Source organism: Bacillus cereus group sp. BfR-BA-01311, from assembly GCF_022664295.1.
Taxonomy (GTDB): domain Bacteria; phylum Bacillota; class Bacilli; order Bacillales; family Bacillaceae_G; genus Bacillus_A; species Bacillus_A cereus.
In genome coordinates this window covers 106804-120609 of sequence record NZ_JAKUHC010000001.1, presented here as the reverse complement: position 1 = coordinate 120609, position 13806 = coordinate 106804, and the positions used below count along the sequence as shown (strand labels likewise).

Genomic DNA, 13806 nt, shown 5'->3' with positions numbered 1-13806 from the left:
CCACCTTTCACAAAATGTATCAAGAGTCATTTTCAAATTTTTTCAAACAATTTCGTCGAACTTCTTTCTGTTTTTATGTACAATATAAGCAGGAAAACGGGGGTGAACTTATGGAAAAGTATTTCTTATACGATGAACATCTAGGAATTGAAATTCCACATTTACAAGAAGACTGGGAAGAAATCCCCGAAAAAATGCAACATGCTATTTTACTAAAATGGGAACAAGTTCGCGGGAAAATTCCTGATCGTATAAAAGAACTTGAGCACTATATTAATACAAAACAACATTATTTAAATAACGAAGAAGACTTCGAAGTTTCTTGTAAACTAAATTCAGAAATTGCCGATCTTGCTTCCATCATTAATGACCTTTGGCTTTGGTATCGACTCACTCAAAATGTATCTGAGGGGAAAGCACACCAATGAAAAAAGCATGCCCCTCAATAACTTTGGGTCATGCTTTTTTGTCATAACATGATTTACAATATATTTCTTGTGCTGTTTTCGCCAAACATACATCGAATGGACCAACTAATATACTTCTTTCTTTCGGCAACTTTACAAAAGCAACAAGCTCTTCTTCATATTGAATTTTTTTCTGACATGAAATGCATATTAATTCTTTTCTTTTGAACATGTCTTTTAGCATACCTTCACTCTCCCCTTCATCTATCTATATTAATATACTCTCATAATAGTTAAGACTTGTAAAAAAATGACACATTCTGAATCGAATGATTCATATACTATGTACAAAAGGAGGTTTAAAAATTATGCGTGCTTTCGTTATTATCACTTTAACTTTTTTAAGTGTAATTAGTTGGGATGCGTTTTTTAAAGATAAAAGTGATGAAAAGAACACAACGGAATAAAACCCTTTTTTCTTACTTATTGGACAAACCGTTATAAACTGTCCAATCCTCCGAAATAACTTAGGCTTTTCTACAAAAATATTTAAACATAACATTTTTTGTAGATTCCCTCCGTTTATTGTCGGTTTCCATCCGCATACATTTTTTAAAAGTATGATATAATAGTATAAATCTTGAAGGAAGGGATTTTGATATCATGATCGCTCGAAGGAGCATGTGGCATCGTATTGACGAATCATACACGTAGCGTATTTTTCAGCTCAGATACTTTAGTCTAGCGAAAAAAATACGAGAGTGGGGAAATTATGATTGCCCGAAGGATAATTTGGCAAAAAAAAGACTCTTCTTACACATAGCGTTTTGTTTAGGACTTAATTGTTACTAACTAAACAAAACAAAGAAGAGCAGGATTGCTAAATGACGAATCCTACTCCACGTTTTGTTTAGTCGTTTTAAGACTTAAACTAAAACGAAGGTAGGGAGAATTGATGGACGAGAGGATTATTCGTTATTTCTTCAGCGACATATAGCGTAGTTAGTTTTTTCGTAAACTAACTGAAAGCTACATGTGAGCTCGTAGTTAGTTTACAACACAAAAAGGACTACTAACTACGGAAAGAAGGAATAACGATGAGGAACATCCAAAGTCGGCAAATTATTAAAGAAATTTTTATGGTTTTAATCGGTTCATTTATTTTAGCAGCAGCGCTATATCACATTCACTTCCAAAACCACTTAACAGAAGGTGGATTTGTAGGAATTGCACTATTCATTCAAAACTTTTATGATATTTCACCATCTATTTCAACTGTATTAATGGATATCCCAATTATTTTACTGTGCGCTTCATTTTTAGGTAGAAAAATGGTTGGTTATTCATTCCTAGGTTCAATTTCATTCGGAGTATTTTATTCCTTTATGGAAAATTATTCTCCATTTACGGTAGATTTATCAAATAACTTATTTATAGCTGCAGTAGTTGGCGGTGCGTTAGCTGGTATTGGACTCGGTTTTATATTACGATTTGGCGGTGCAACCGGTGGAGACGATATTTTAACAATTGTATTAAGTAAACGAACTCGTTTTACAATTGGGCAAATTTTCTTCGTCTTTGACGCGATTGTTCTTGCGCTTTCATTATATTATTTAAATTGGACAGAAATTGCTTTTACTATTCTTTCGATTGCCGTACAGGCAAAAACATTGGATTTAATTTATTATCCAAAAACAGAAAAAACAGCAGAAAAGCAGCCAGTATCTGTTCCAATGTCCAAAAAACATGCAACAAATTAAAAAAGCGAAAGGCTTCGGCCTCTCGCTTTTTTTATGCTCTTTTTTCTTTCTCGACTATATGGCGCACTTGATAAAATCTATTTGCAAATTCAGTAACGTTTCTTGTTAAACGATAATTCACTGTAGATCCAATTGCCATTCCAATTACCGGTATACCTTGGAATAATTTACGACGAAGAGCATAAATCGAAAATGTCTTCAAAATTTGTTTTAACACAACCTCAGTAGAAGCTGTTTGTAGCACTGCTTCGTCTCCTTCGTAAAAGAACGAATCTTCTTGCTCCAGCTCTTGCAATAAATTGTACCATGCATATTGCTGAAGTCTTCCTGGTAGTAATGACGCATGAAACACCTTTAACGCAAGCATCATTTCATACGGCTTGTTCACATCATGTCCAAATGATGTTGCAATAAGTTGGACTGCCTTCACATTTAACGCGATCATAACCGGAAAATCCGCCGTTAATAATAATAAACCTCCAGCACCTGTTGCCCCACCTTGTACAAATGAATATAGACGATGACGTGCTGTTTGCTGCTCTGCTATGTATGTTAATTGATCAATAGATAATGCTTTCAAATCTTCAAGCTGTTCAATCGATTCATCAAATAACCTTGATGTTCCTAAAATCCGATTACGTGCATCTAACTGTGCTTGTGAACTTTGAATAAATGCATGCAAATGAAAGAGCCATCCATCTGCTTTCGTGAAGAATTCTTTTCGCTTTTTCTCAGGTAATTTCGCAACTGTAGCATGTAACCATTTATCAAACACTTTTTGAAAATCGGTCGCTTCTTGCTCAACTAATTGCGCTTCCCATTCTTTTATATTGTCTAAAATGGCTTGTTCTCGCTTCGATCGCATCGTAACAACCACCTCGTTCGATTTTTTTCTATTGTAACATATTTCTGCTTATTCTTTGCAAATATGCTTGTCTATCTTTATTCACATACCATTTTTGAATGGCATAAAATATTAACAAAAAGGATGAGATAAATCACATGAATCTATCCGATATAAAAAAAGAATATAATGCGGTATTCAGCTTAGGACAAAACTGCTGGCCGGCTTGGGCATTATATCAATTAGAATTATCACCATTTTTTGGCGTTATTGATTTTATGCTAAGTCCCTCATTAGAAAAAGTGAATGTATTATTACACAATCGATTTGACCGCTTTTTAAATTTCGAAAATTTATCCTTCATCTCATTTTGGGATGATGATGCAAAATTAAGATTAAGGGACAACCTTTATGAAATTGACTCCTGTCATGACTTTAAAACAGATGTAAACACACCTACTTCTTGGCCTTCTTATACAGAAATTAAGTTAAACTATGAACATCGTATTAATCGTTTTCTAGCTACAATTGAAACGGCAGAATCCATATTATTTATTCGAACTGGAGGAACATATGAAGAAGCATGTTCCCTAGAACAAATTTTATCTCAAATCGTTACACATACATTCTCTGTCCTGTTACTAATTCCTGCCGATATACCAACTATCACCCAAGAAGATTGGGGATTACAACGTATTTGCGTTATGAAATGTCCTATTATGGATGTATACCAATACAATGAAGCATTTTGGAAAGACTTATTTGATGGAATTACAGTTAGACCGCACACTTAAATACACGATACTTTTATCACACCATACATTATAATCGTCCTTATACAAAACAAATAAGGAGTGATTCTATATGTATCCACGTGCAAAAGCTTTCGGTCTTGCTGTACATCAAGATCGCCTTCTCGTACAAGAATATTATACAGAAGGCGAAATATATTATCGTCCTCTTGGCGGTTCAATTGAGCTTGGTGAAAAATCAGCACATACTGTTATTCGGGAGTTTAAAGAAGAGCTTCATACGGAGATAGAAATCACCAATTATTTAGGGTGTTTAGAAAATGTCTTTCATCTCGATGGAGACATTGGTCATGAAATCATTCAACTATATTCTTTGCGTTTATTAGACACGTCACTATATGAAATGAAAATATTAAATATACAAGATGAAGAAACAGTAGCGTATGCGAAATGGATTCCTATTACGGCATTCATTCAGAAAGAAAAAATATTATATCCAGATGGAGTTTTAAAATACATCCAAAAGAAAAAAGACGAAATCCTATAGGATCTCGTCTTTCTTTTCATATATTAACCAATATCTCCAAGACGTAGTACGTCACGAGCAATCATAACTTCTTCGTCAGTTGGAATTACGATAATTTTTACTGGAGAGTGTGGGAAGTTGATGAATGCTTCTTCACCGAATACGTTATTACGTTTTGCATCGAAGTATACGCCCATGTACTCAAGGCCTTCTAATACACGCTCACGAATAATCGCACTGTTTTCACCTACACCAGCTGTGAAGATGATTGCGTCTACACCTTTCATACGAGCAGTGTAAGAACCGATGTATTTGTGGATACGGCTTACGAATACATCAAGTGCTACTTTCGCACGGTGGTCGCCTTCTTCTTCTTTCGCAATGATGTCACGTAGGTCACTAGAGTAACCAGTAAGACCTAACATACCACTCTTCTTGTTTAATACGTTAACTACTTCTTCTACTGTTTGGCCTGTTTTTTCCATGATGTATGGAATTAACGCAGGGTCAAGGTTACCAGAACGTGTACCCATTGTTACACCAGCAAGTGGTGTGAAGCCCATAGAAGTATCGATAGATTTACCGCCTTCTACTGCTGCGATACTTGCACCGTTACCTAAGTGACAAGAAAGTAAGCTTAAGCTTTCAATTGGACGACCTAATAATTCAGCCGCACGCTCAGTTACATATTTATGAGAAGTTCCGTGGAAACCGTATTTACGGATGCCGAATTTTTCATAGTACTCATATGGTAAGCTGTATAGGAATGCAGATTCCGGCATTGTTTGGTGGAATGCTGTATCGAATACTGCTACTGCTGGTACGTTTGGTAATACTTCTTGGAATGCTTTAATACCAACAACGTTTGCTGGGTTATGAAGTGGTGCTAAATCGCTTAATTCTTCGATATCAGCTAATACTTCATCAGTAATTAAAACAGAGTCAGCAAATTTTTCGCCGCCGTGAACAACACGGTGACCGATACCGCCAATCTCATCTAGAGATTTAACGATTCCGTTTTCAGTTAACTTTTTAAGAAGCATATTAACTGCTACTGCGTGATCTGGAATGTTTGTAATTTCTTTTTGTTTTTCGCCATCTACAGTAATAGTGAAGATACTATCTTCTAAACCGATACGTTCTACTAAACCTTTTGTTAATACTGTTTCACTTGGCATTTCAAATAATTGGAATTTTAAGGAAGAGCTTCCTGCGTTAATCGCGATGATTTTTGACATCTAGTCTTTCGCCCCTTTTTCTCTTGGTAGTTGTGTGGATGTTTCCACAAACCGCTCGATTTTATCTGATCAAATTCACCAAATATGAAAACGTTTCATCATTAGCAAATTTTATACTCACGATTTTAATTTAAACATCGTCCGACATATATTTCAAGTGAAAAAATTGTAACACCAAGAAAAAATATATATTACAGATTTCAAAAAAATTCAGTTAAATCTTGTATATATTTAAAAATATGACATATTATATAAAACTGTACTACATGAATCACTAATGCTGTTACATATACCCAGCTTTATTTATGTGTTGCAAACCAAGTATTTAATTGATCCATAATGTCTTCCATCGCCTTCATGTTAGAGAATTTAGGCAACTCCACTAATAATGCCTGTTTTGGCATTGTTACATTAGCGCCTTTCTTTTGGAGAACAAATATACTTTTTGCATTTTTCTCGTTTTTAAACATGGAAACAGGAAGCTGTAATAACCCTTGAATAAAGCATGTTTCTTTAATAAATGCATGTAATTTCGGTGCTTGGTCACTTTCAAAAATGAAGTTTGGTACTAAGAAGAATAAGTAACCGCCCTCTTTCGTATGTTTCACACTTTGTTCAATAAATAAGTGATGGGCATACGACATTCCTTCATCTGCTTTTAATTTATATTCACTTGCACCGATTTCGTTTGGATAATAACCAACCGGTAAGTCTGAAACGACTGCATCAACTGGATCGATATAAAGTGGTGCTAGTCCATCTTGATGGAAGAATTCGATTGCATGCTTTTGTAAATTTGCATTTACTAAAGCAAGTTTAATTAGCACTTCATCCACTTCTACACCAAATCCACTCATTGTTAGTCCTTCTTTGGCGCTATTAAACACTGTAGTCATTAAATTACCTGTTCCAATTGCAGGATCTAAAACTGTGATCTCGTTTTGACCTTGCATAAATTTATGGAATAAGTAACTCATGAACATTCCAACTGCATCAGGCGTCATTTCATGATTCGCTTGTACGCCTTCTTTCATTCCTTTTAAGATGGCTAACTGAAATGCTTTACGAATTTCTTCACCTTTATATGTTTCTTCATTAAACGTACTATATTCACGATTCAGCCTTTCAATTGCTGATTCGGATAATTCCTCTTGTAAAATCGCTCCCTCAAACAAGTTATCACCTGTTTCTACAAGCGCCTCTAAATATGTTACATCTAATTCTTTACGTAAAACTACCGCAGAAGAATCAAAAATAGAAAATAATGTTTCTACTGTCTGACTCACGTACATTCCTCCTTCTCTCTTTTACACATAACTTATATCATACCACAAAGTGATTTTTTCCAAAAAGAAAAAGCGACCTCCTATCAAGAGCTCCCCTTTAGTTATATATGATATAACGTTTTTTCTCATATATCGATGCTGTTACAGAGCAATATATGAGAAAAAACGACCTCTTTATAAGAGGTCATTTTCATCACATTACTTCGCAGATTTAGCTGCTTCTAATGCTGCTTCATAGTTTGGATGGCTTGTACCTTCGCTTACGTATTCTGCGTAAACTACTTTGTCATTGCTATCTACTACGAATACTGCACGAGCAAGTAAACGAAGCTCTTTCATTACTAAGCCATAAGCTTCACCGAATGAAAGGTCGCGGTGGTCAGAAAGTGTAACAACATTTTCTAAACCGTTCGCTGCACACCAGCGTTTTTGAGCGAATGGTAAATCAGCGCTAATTGTTAATACTTTCGCGTTTTCAATACCTGCTGCATCTTGGTTAAAACGACGTGTTTGTGCATCACACACACCTGTGTCGATTGAAGGTACAACACTAATTAATTTTACTTCGCCTTTGTATGTTTCTAAACTTACTGGAGATAAGTCGTTTGCTAATACTTGGAAGTTTGGCGCTTGATCGCCAACTTTAACTTCTGTTCCAACCAAAGTCATTGGGTTACCTTTAAAAGTTACGTTTGCCACTTGAAAATCCTCCCTTATTTAAACAAAATATGTACAATGTAAATGATAGTTTGTCCCTATCGATAATGCAAATAAAATCGCTTTATTTACAAAAAAATAAAAGAAGCTAACCTATTGATTAGCTTCTCTATTCGTTAAATTTGAAATTCAGGATCGTCTTCTTTTCGTTTATCCATCATTTCCTTCACTTTATCAACAGCTTGTGGCGCTAATTCAATTATTTTATCGATGACGTGTGTTTGCTTATCTAAATGCAACACTTTTACACCTTCTCCATTTATAACAAGAAAGGCAACAGGATTAATAGAAACTCCTCCACCACTTCCCCCGCCAAATGGATGACGGCCTGAATGTTCTACTTTACCAAATTCACTTCCACCAGCAGCAAATCCGAAACTTACTTTCGAAACTGTAAGAATTACGCTTCCATCTGCCGCTTTAATTGGGTCACCAACAATTGTATTTACATCAGTCATTTGTTTTAAATGCTGCATTGCTGTTGTCATTAAACCTTGAATTGGATGGTCCATTCTATATCCCCCCTATGCTTGAACAGATTTTTCTGTCATACCAGATCTTTGTCTTCTCATAAATACGAGTAATTTGACGCCAGTTTTTATAGCGCGGAATATACGAAAAGATGCTGTTAACTCGCATCTTGATGCAAATCCTTTCCCTTGAAAAACTGGGGTAATTTCAAATTCTGGTACGTCGACAATATGCATATATTGTCCGACAACTCCAGCAGCCATACCTTTTGTCCCCCATGCATATCCAGTGACAATTCCAGTACTAGCTGCATCGCCTGCTCCAATTTGTGTATGCCATTTCCAACCATTGATTTTCACTCGTTTGAGAAAATCTTTAACAATAGTATGAACTTCTTGAAGCTTTTTTATCAGTTCACCAATGCTGTCAAGTTGCGCCATAATTTTATTATCGAGTCCGCCGTCCTCTTCAGCTTTTTCGATTTTCTGTCCTGTCTTTTTCTGCTGTTTTTCAATTCTTTCCAACACATCAAATGTATATCGAATCATCCATATTTTCACTTGAAGCAAACATTGCTTTTCCATTTCTGAATATAAAAATGTCACCTTAAGCTTTATTTTCGACAATAGTATAAACAAAATAAAAAGAAGAAGAATTATTATTCCAATTACGAGCCACTTCATACGTATCATCCTTTCACTCCGTACCCATTATCGACAAGTTTATTCATCGTTAAACAGAGTTTTATAAGATTGAATATAAAAATTTTTCTAAAAATAAAAAGGTATTTTGACAATTTATATCGAAATATATTATTTGAACATATCATCAGGGAACGGACTCTAATGATATGTAGCACGAAAAACAGAAAATTTAACTGCAGTGGAGGGATACATAATGGCAGATCGTCGCAATTTATTTTTCTTTTATGGTGATGACAAAGCAACGCTCGTTGAAAAAATGAAACCAATCTATCGTATTTTAGAAGAGAATGGATTTACCATATTAGATCATCCAAAAAATGCAAACGCTATCGTCAGTGTTGGAGATGATGCAACCTTCTTACAAGCCGTTCGTAAAACTGGTTTTAGGGAAGATTGCTTATATGCAGGGATTTCTACGAAAGATGAAATTTCGTTCTACTGCGATTTCCATATTGATCACGTTGATACAGCCCTTCAAGAAATTACAAAAAATGAAATTGAAGTGCGAAAATATCCAACAATTCAGGTAGATGTAGATGGCAGTACATCTTTCCATTGTTTAAATGAGTTCTCATTACGTTCTAGCATTATTAAAACATTCGTTGTAGATGTTCATGTTGATGATTTATATTTCGAAACATTTAGAGGGGACGGTTTAGTTGTTTCTACCCCAACAGGAAGTACTGCTTACAATAAATCATTGCATGGTGCAGTTGTTGACCCGCTTATCCCATGTTTCCAAGTAAGCGAACTAGCATCTTTAAACAACAACACTTACCGTACGCTCGGTTCACCTTTCATTTTAAATCACGAACGTACATTAACTTTAAAACTAAGACCAGACGGTAACGATTATCCTGTTATCGGCATGGATAACGAAGCGCTTAGCATTAAACAAGTGGAAAAAGCTGTTGTACGCTTAAGCGATAAACAAATTAAAACAGTTAAATTAAAAAACAATTCTTTCTGGGAAAAAGTACAGAGAACGTTTTTATAAGATTAAAATAACCGCAGAATTATGAAATTCCATAATTCTGCGGTTATTTATTTCCCCCGATTGACGCGAACAATACTCTCTTACTATCCGGCCGTTATTCTTGTCAGTTTTTGTCGGTAATTCGATATATTCCGAAAACCGCTCATATATTTTTACGCATCTTTTCTATAGACAACTTGGCCATCTATTACGGTCATTTCTGCTTGTACTTCTTTTATTTCTTCTGCCTCAATTTCAAAAATATTGCGGTCTAATATTGTAAAATCTGCTTCATATCCTTTTGCAATTTGCCCTCGCTTCGCTTCTTTTCCGATTGCATAGGCACTTCCTGTTGTAAATAAAGAAACAGCCTCATAAACCGTTAATCTTTCCTCAGGCATATAGCATATACCGTCAATAAAACTTCTACGTGTAACAGCGCTATATATGCCTAGAAACGGATTCACTTGTTCAATAGGAGCATCTGAGCCACCGTTGCAGTGTAATCCTGCCTCCAGTAACGTCTTCCAAGCGTACGCATAACGAAGACGGTGCTCGCCTAGTTTTTCAATGACTGACGGAAAATCTGATGAAAGAAAGACTGGCTGTATATCGATAATGGCTTGCAAGTTTTTCATTCTTTCTATCAACTCTTCACGAGCAAGCTGACAATGAATAATGCGGTCACGCACCCCTTCTGCTGGTGGATATAATTCGAGTGCATCAATGACATATTCAAGCGATAAGTCACCGATAGTATGAATCGCAACTGGCATATGTAGATCTCGTGCTTTCTTTACTAATTCCGCAAGTTCTTCACGTGAGAAAATCGCAACTCCATTTGTTTCCTTCGCATCTTCATACGGTTCACTTAATAATGCTGTTCTTCCGCCAAAAGAACCGTCAGAGAAAATTTTCATTGCTCCAAATTCAATACAATGTTCATTTTCATATTCTTTTCGTTCATGTGCTACTTCATGGTGAACGAGCAAATGGGCTTTAAATGGCATTTCTTTTATAACGTGAGAAAACGCATTATATGTTTTTCTAAAACCACCATAATAATTTAAATCTTCCGTATGCCCGCCAACAAGTCCGTATTTCCAGCAATCTTTAATCGCTGTTTGCAGAGCTCTTTGTAAATAAGCTTCATCAATTTCTGGCTGAACATGTTTAATTAATTCTTGCCCTTGTTCATATAAAAGCCCTGTTAACTTATTTGATGAATCCCTACCAATTTTCCCGCCTTTTGGATCTTCTGTCGCTGCTGTTATATTCGCTTCTTGCAGTATGTATGCATTCACCCATGTAACGTGACGACAAACTCTCTTTAGTAAAATGGGATGTTCTTTCGAAATTTCATCTAAATCACGCGCGTGAACATCTTTTGTATCTGTAAAGTTATTTTCATTCCATCCTTCTCCAATAATCCAAGAGCCCTTTGGAGCTTCTTCCACTCGCTTCTGAACGAGAGTAAGCACTTCGCCATAAGATGTGCAATTTGATAAATCTAAACGAAGCAATCTCTCCCCATGCCCAATAAGGTGCATGTGGCTATCAACGAGACCTGGAATCATCGTTTTGCCTTTTAAATCGTGCAATGTAACCGCGGCATATTGGTTTTCTAACTCTTCTTTACTTCCAACATCAACGATCGTACCGTTTTCAATGTAAACAGCGTCCACTTTTTCATTTTCTTCTCTCACTGTGTAAATGGTGCCGCCATACCAAATTTCTCCCATATATCCCATCTCCTTTATTTTTTATTGTATAAAAAAAAGCACCATTTCAAAACATGGTGCTTTTCTAAAAATTACTTTTGTTCAGTAGTAGATGTTGTAACTTGCCATTCAATATTAAATTTATCTTTTACTTGTCCGTATGCTGGGCTCCAGAATGTTTCTTGAAGTGGCATGATAACTTCTCCACCTTCTTGTAACTTATCGAATACTTCTTTTGCTTTTTCTGCATTACTAATTTGAATTGCGATTGTTACTTGAGATCCGATTGCATGCCCTTGACCTGGGAATGTATCAGAAATCATAAGATCCGTATTACCAACTTTTAAAGTAGCATGTAAAACGCGCTCTTTCGCTTCAGCTGGAATCGGGTATTCTGGATTTTCAGGCATGTCACCAAAAGTTTGCATAACTTCTACTTTTGCATCTAAAGCCTCTTTATAAAACTGTACAGCTTCTTGCCCACTACCATCTAAAACTAAGTACGGATTAATACCTAAAATCATACGGACACCTCTTTTTTAAGTTTATAAAATCGAACTTGTGTTCGTTTTTATATTATCATTGTTTTGCATTTCATTCAACTATTTACTTCACTGTTTTCAAAATTATTTTGACGGAATCTCCATCTCTTGTTTTCTAAGTTCAATACGGCGAATTTTTCCAGAAATCGTTTTTGGTAGTTCATCTACAAATTCAATTTTGCGAGGGTATTTATATGGTGCAGTGAGTTCTTTGACGTGTTGTTGGAGTGTTGGAATTAATGTTTCTTCGTTCTTTTCTATATTCTCTCTTAATACGATAAATGCCTTCACGACACTTCCACGAATTTCATCAGGACTTGCGACAACTGCACATTCTCTTACGTACGGATGTTTTACAAGAGCATCCTCTACTTCAAACGGCCCGATTGTATAACCAGAACTAATAATGATATCATCACCGCGCCCTTCAAACCAGAAGTAGCCGTCTCCATCTTTCTTCGCTTTATCCCCTGTAATATAATAATCACCGCGGAATTGCATCGCTGTACGTTCATCGTCTTTGTAATATTGTTTAAAGAGGGCTGGCGTTTCAATGTGAACTGCAATATCACCAACTTCGCCTACTTTAACTGGAGTACCTTCCTCATTTACGATATCGACGTGGTTACCTGGCGTTGGTTTCCCCATTGATCCTGGTCTAATATCCATCCCTTTCATTACACCAACAAGTAATGTATTTTCCGTTTGCCCATAGCCGTCTCTTACTGTAATATGAAAGTGCTTTTTGAACGTTTCAATGACTTCTCTATTTAACGGTTCTCCTGCGGATACAGCGCTATGTAATGCCTCTAAATTGTACTGACTTAAATCTTCTACCTTTGCCATTAATCTATACTCAGTCGGTGTACAACAAAGCACATTCACCTTATTATCGTCTAATAAATTCAGGTACGTTTTCGGTTCAAACTTACCGTGATATACAAACCCTGTTGCCCCTGATCCTAAAGTTGCTAAAAACGGGCTCCAAATCCACTTTTGCCAGCCTGGACTAGCTGTTGCCCATACAATATCATTCTCTTCAATTCCGAGCCAATTTGGAGCGCTCGTACGTAAATGAGCGTATGCCCACGCATGTGTATGAACGACACCTTTTGGATTTCCTGTCGTTCCTGACGTGTAAGATAAAAAGACCATATCTTCTTTATCTGTCTTCGCCATTTCTAACATGTCACTCTCTGTTTCTAACGCTGTTTTTAAATTAACCCATCCATCTACTGACTGCTCGCTCAGGACAAATTTTCGAAGAGATTCCATCGCTTCTATATCATCAAACTGCCTAATATACGGCTCATAGCTTACTATCGCTTTTACTTCTCCATGTCCAATTCGATATTCTATATCTTTTTTACGTAACATTTCCGAGCTTGGAATTACGACAAATCCTGCTTTAATAGCAGCAATATACGTCATGTACGCTTCAATTAAACGCGGCATCATAATGAGAAGCTTGTCCCCTTTTTGCAAACCACTTTTTATAAAAGCGTTTCCAATTTTATTCGCACCTTGCATTAATTCAGCGTATGTAACTTCCCTTCGATTCCCTTTATCATCTTGCCAAATTAAAGCTAACTTCCCTTTATCACCTGTATATTTCTCTATTTCAGAAACTAAATTATAAGACGGTGGCGCCAACAATTCTTCTCGCTTCATAAAATATCCTCCCTTTTCTTTATGCCTCCTTTATATAATAAAGAATTTTCTGTTAATTTTGAACCCTCTTCTTTTGACAAATTTTTCAGTTCTGTCGAATTAGTAAACGAAATTACATCGACTTACCGACAAATAGCGACACAACACAAAAAAAGAAAGAGCGGGAGAACCCGCTCTTTCTAAGCCATCAT

15 protein-coding genes are annotated in these 13806 nt (G+C 36.0%); 5 read left to right on the top strand and 10 right to left on the bottom strand.

The window, feature by feature from the left end:
* Window positions 1-110: 110 nt before the first annotated feature.
* Window positions 111-428: a hypothetical protein gene (locus tag MR136_RS00655; protein WP_000417218.1), complete on the top strand. Its 318-nt coding sequence runs from the start codon at window positions 111-113 to the stop codon at window positions 426-428.
* 28 nt (window positions 429-456) lie between these two features.
* On the opposite strand, the gene MR136_RS00650 is transcribed toward MR136_RS00655, so the two are convergent.
* Window positions 457-651, bottom strand: coding sequence for a hypothetical protein (locus tag MR136_RS00650; protein WP_000910273.1), 195 nt, complete (start codon window positions 649-651; stop codon window positions 457-459).
* 853 nt (window positions 652-1504) lie between these two features.
* Here MR136_RS00650 and MR136_RS00645 point away from each other — a divergent pair.
* Window positions 1505-2167 (top strand): YitT family protein, encoded by a 663-nt coding sequence (locus MR136_RS00645; RefSeq protein ID WP_001244515.1) that lies wholly within the window; start codon window positions 1505-1507, stop codon window positions 2165-2167.
* 31 nt (window positions 2168-2198) lie between these two features.
* Here the strand turns inward: MR136_RS00645 and MR136_RS00640 are convergent, their stop codons facing one another.
* Window positions 2199-3032, bottom strand: a complete 834-nt coding sequence (locus MR136_RS00640; protein ID WP_001256850.1) for an EcsC family protein — start codon at window positions 3030-3032, stop codon at window positions 2199-2201.
* A 137-nt stretch (window positions 3033-3169) separates the two neighbouring features.
* On the opposite strand from MR136_RS00640, the gene MR136_RS00635 reads away from it, so the two are divergent.
* Together MR136_RS00635 and MR136_RS00630 are read left to right on the top strand one after the other, a co-directional pair.
* Window positions 3170-3805: a DUF1796 family putative cysteine peptidase gene (locus MR136_RS00635; RefSeq protein ID WP_078421206.1), complete on the top strand. Its 636-nt coding sequence runs from the start codon at window positions 3170-3172 to the stop codon at window positions 3803-3805.
* A gap of 70 nt (window positions 3806-3875) precedes the next feature.
* Window positions 3876-4310: an NUDIX hydrolase gene (locus MR136_RS00630; protein ID WP_000283500.1), complete on the top strand. Its 435-nt coding sequence runs from the start codon at window positions 3876-3878 to the stop codon at window positions 4308-4310.
* A gap of 23 nt (window positions 4311-4333) precedes the next feature.
* Here MR136_RS00630 and ackA read toward each other — a convergent pair whose 3' ends face one another.
* From ackA to MR136_RS00605, 5 genes are all read right to left on the bottom strand, one after another.
* A complete protein-coding gene (ackA, locus tag MR136_RS00625; protein ID WP_000034574.1) occupies window positions 4334-5527 on the bottom strand; it encodes an acetate kinase in 1194 nt (397 codons plus the stop codon).
* 299 nt (window positions 5528-5826) lie between these two features.
* Complete coding sequence (locus tag MR136_RS00620) at window positions 5827-6813, bottom strand: class I SAM-dependent methyltransferase (RefSeq protein ID WP_000084367.1); 987 nt, start codon at window positions 6811-6813, stop codon at window positions 5827-5829.
* A 198-nt stretch (window positions 6814-7011) separates the two neighbouring features.
* Window positions 7012-7512 carry a thiol peroxidase gene (gene tpx, locus MR136_RS00615; RefSeq protein WP_000024525.1) on the bottom strand — a complete coding sequence of 167 codons (501 nt, stop codon included), beginning with the start codon at window positions 7510-7512 and terminating at the stop codon, window positions 7012-7014.
* A gap of 134 nt (window positions 7513-7646) precedes the next feature.
* On the bottom strand, window positions 7647-8042 hold the full coding sequence (gene ytfJ / locus MR136_RS00610; RefSeq protein WP_000350005.1) for a GerW family sporulation protein: 396 nt from the start codon (window positions 8040-8042) through the stop codon (window positions 7647-7649).
* Window positions 8043-8054: 12 nt separating this feature from the next.
* The gene (locus MR136_RS00605; RefSeq protein WP_002164419.1) at window positions 8055-8693 is read right to left on the bottom strand and encodes a DUF2953 domain-containing protein; all 639 of its coding nucleotides are present in this window, start codon (window positions 8691-8693) and stop codon (window positions 8055-8057) included.
* A gap of 205 nt (window positions 8694-8898) precedes the next feature.
* Here MR136_RS00605 and MR136_RS00600 point away from each other — a divergent pair, with 205 nt between their 5' ends.
* Entirely contained in the window at window positions 8899-9702 is an 804-nt protein-coding gene (locus MR136_RS00600) for an NAD kinase (RefSeq protein ID WP_000785177.1), read from the top strand.
* Window positions 9703-9854: 152 nt separating this feature from the next.
* Here the strand turns inward: MR136_RS00600 and MR136_RS00595 are convergent, their stop codons facing one another.
* From MR136_RS00595 to mbcS, 3 genes are all read right to left on the bottom strand, one after another.
* On the bottom strand, window positions 9855-11423 hold the full coding sequence (locus MR136_RS00595) for an amidohydrolase (RefSeq protein ID WP_000504018.1): 1569 nt from the start codon (window positions 11421-11423) through the stop codon (window positions 9855-9857).
* A 71-nt stretch (window positions 11424-11494) separates the two neighbouring features.
* Window positions 11495-11926: a VOC family protein gene (locus MR136_RS00590; protein ID WP_000600350.1), complete on the bottom strand. Its 432-nt coding sequence runs from the start codon at window positions 11924-11926 to the stop codon at window positions 11495-11497.
* Between the two features lie 102 nt (window positions 11927-12028).
* Window positions 12029-13615, bottom strand: a complete 1587-nt coding sequence (gene mbcS, locus MR136_RS00585) for an acyl-CoA synthetase MbcS (RefSeq protein WP_103622268.1) — start codon at window positions 13613-13615, stop codon at window positions 12029-12031.
* Between the last annotated feature and the right edge of the window lie 191 nt (window positions 13616-13806).

Excerpts from the sequence above, each read along its gene's own strand:
- MR136_RS00640 (WP_001256850.1), bottom strand. The coding sequence starts at position 3,032 with ATGCGATCGAAGCGAGAACAAGCCATTTTAGACAATATAAAAGAATGG.
- MR136_RS00655 (WP_000417218.1), top strand. The coding sequence starts at position 111 with ATGGAAAAGTATTTCTTATACGATGAACATCTAGGAATTGAAATTCCA.
- MR136_RS00605 (WP_002164419.1), bottom strand. The coding sequence starts at position 8,693 with ATGATACGTATGAAGTGGCTCGTAATTGGAATAATAATTCTTCTTCTT.
- MR136_RS00635 (WP_078421206.1), top strand. The coding sequence starts at position 3,170 with ATGAATCTATCCGATATAAAAAAAGAATATAATGCGGTATTCAGCTTA.
- MR136_RS00645 (WP_001244515.1), top strand. The coding sequence starts at position 1,505 with ATGAGGAACATCCAAAGTCGGCAAATTATTAAAGAAATTTTTATGGTT.
- MR136_RS00600 (WP_000785177.1), top strand. The coding sequence starts at position 8,899 with ATGGCAGATCGTCGCAATTTATTTTTCTTTTATGGTGATGACAAAGCA.
- mbcS (WP_103622268.1), bottom strand. The coding sequence starts at position 13,615 with ATGAAGCGAGAAGAATTGTTGGCGCCACCGTCTTATAATTTAGTTTCT.
- ackA (WP_000034574.1), bottom strand. The coding sequence starts at position 5,527 with ATGTCAAAAATCATCGCGATTAACGCAGGAAGCTCTTCCTTAAAATTC.
- MR136_RS00590 (WP_000600350.1), bottom strand. The coding sequence starts at position 11,926 with ATGATTTTAGGTATTAATCCGTACTTAGTTTTAGATGGTAGTGGGCAA.
- ytfJ (WP_000350005.1), bottom strand. The coding sequence starts at position 8,042 with ATGGACCATCCAATTCAAGGTTTAATGACAACAGCAATGCAGCATTTA.
- MR136_RS00650 (WP_000910273.1), bottom strand. The coding sequence starts at position 651 with ATGCTAAAAGACATGTTCAAAAGAAAAGAATTAATATGCATTTCATGT.
- MR136_RS00630 (WP_000283500.1), top strand. The coding sequence starts at position 3,876 with ATGTATCCACGTGCAAAAGCTTTCGGTCTTGCTGTACATCAAGATCGC.
- MR136_RS00595 (WP_000504018.1), bottom strand. The coding sequence starts at position 11,423 with ATGGGAGAAATTTGGTATGGCGGCACCATTTACACAGTGAGAGAAGAA.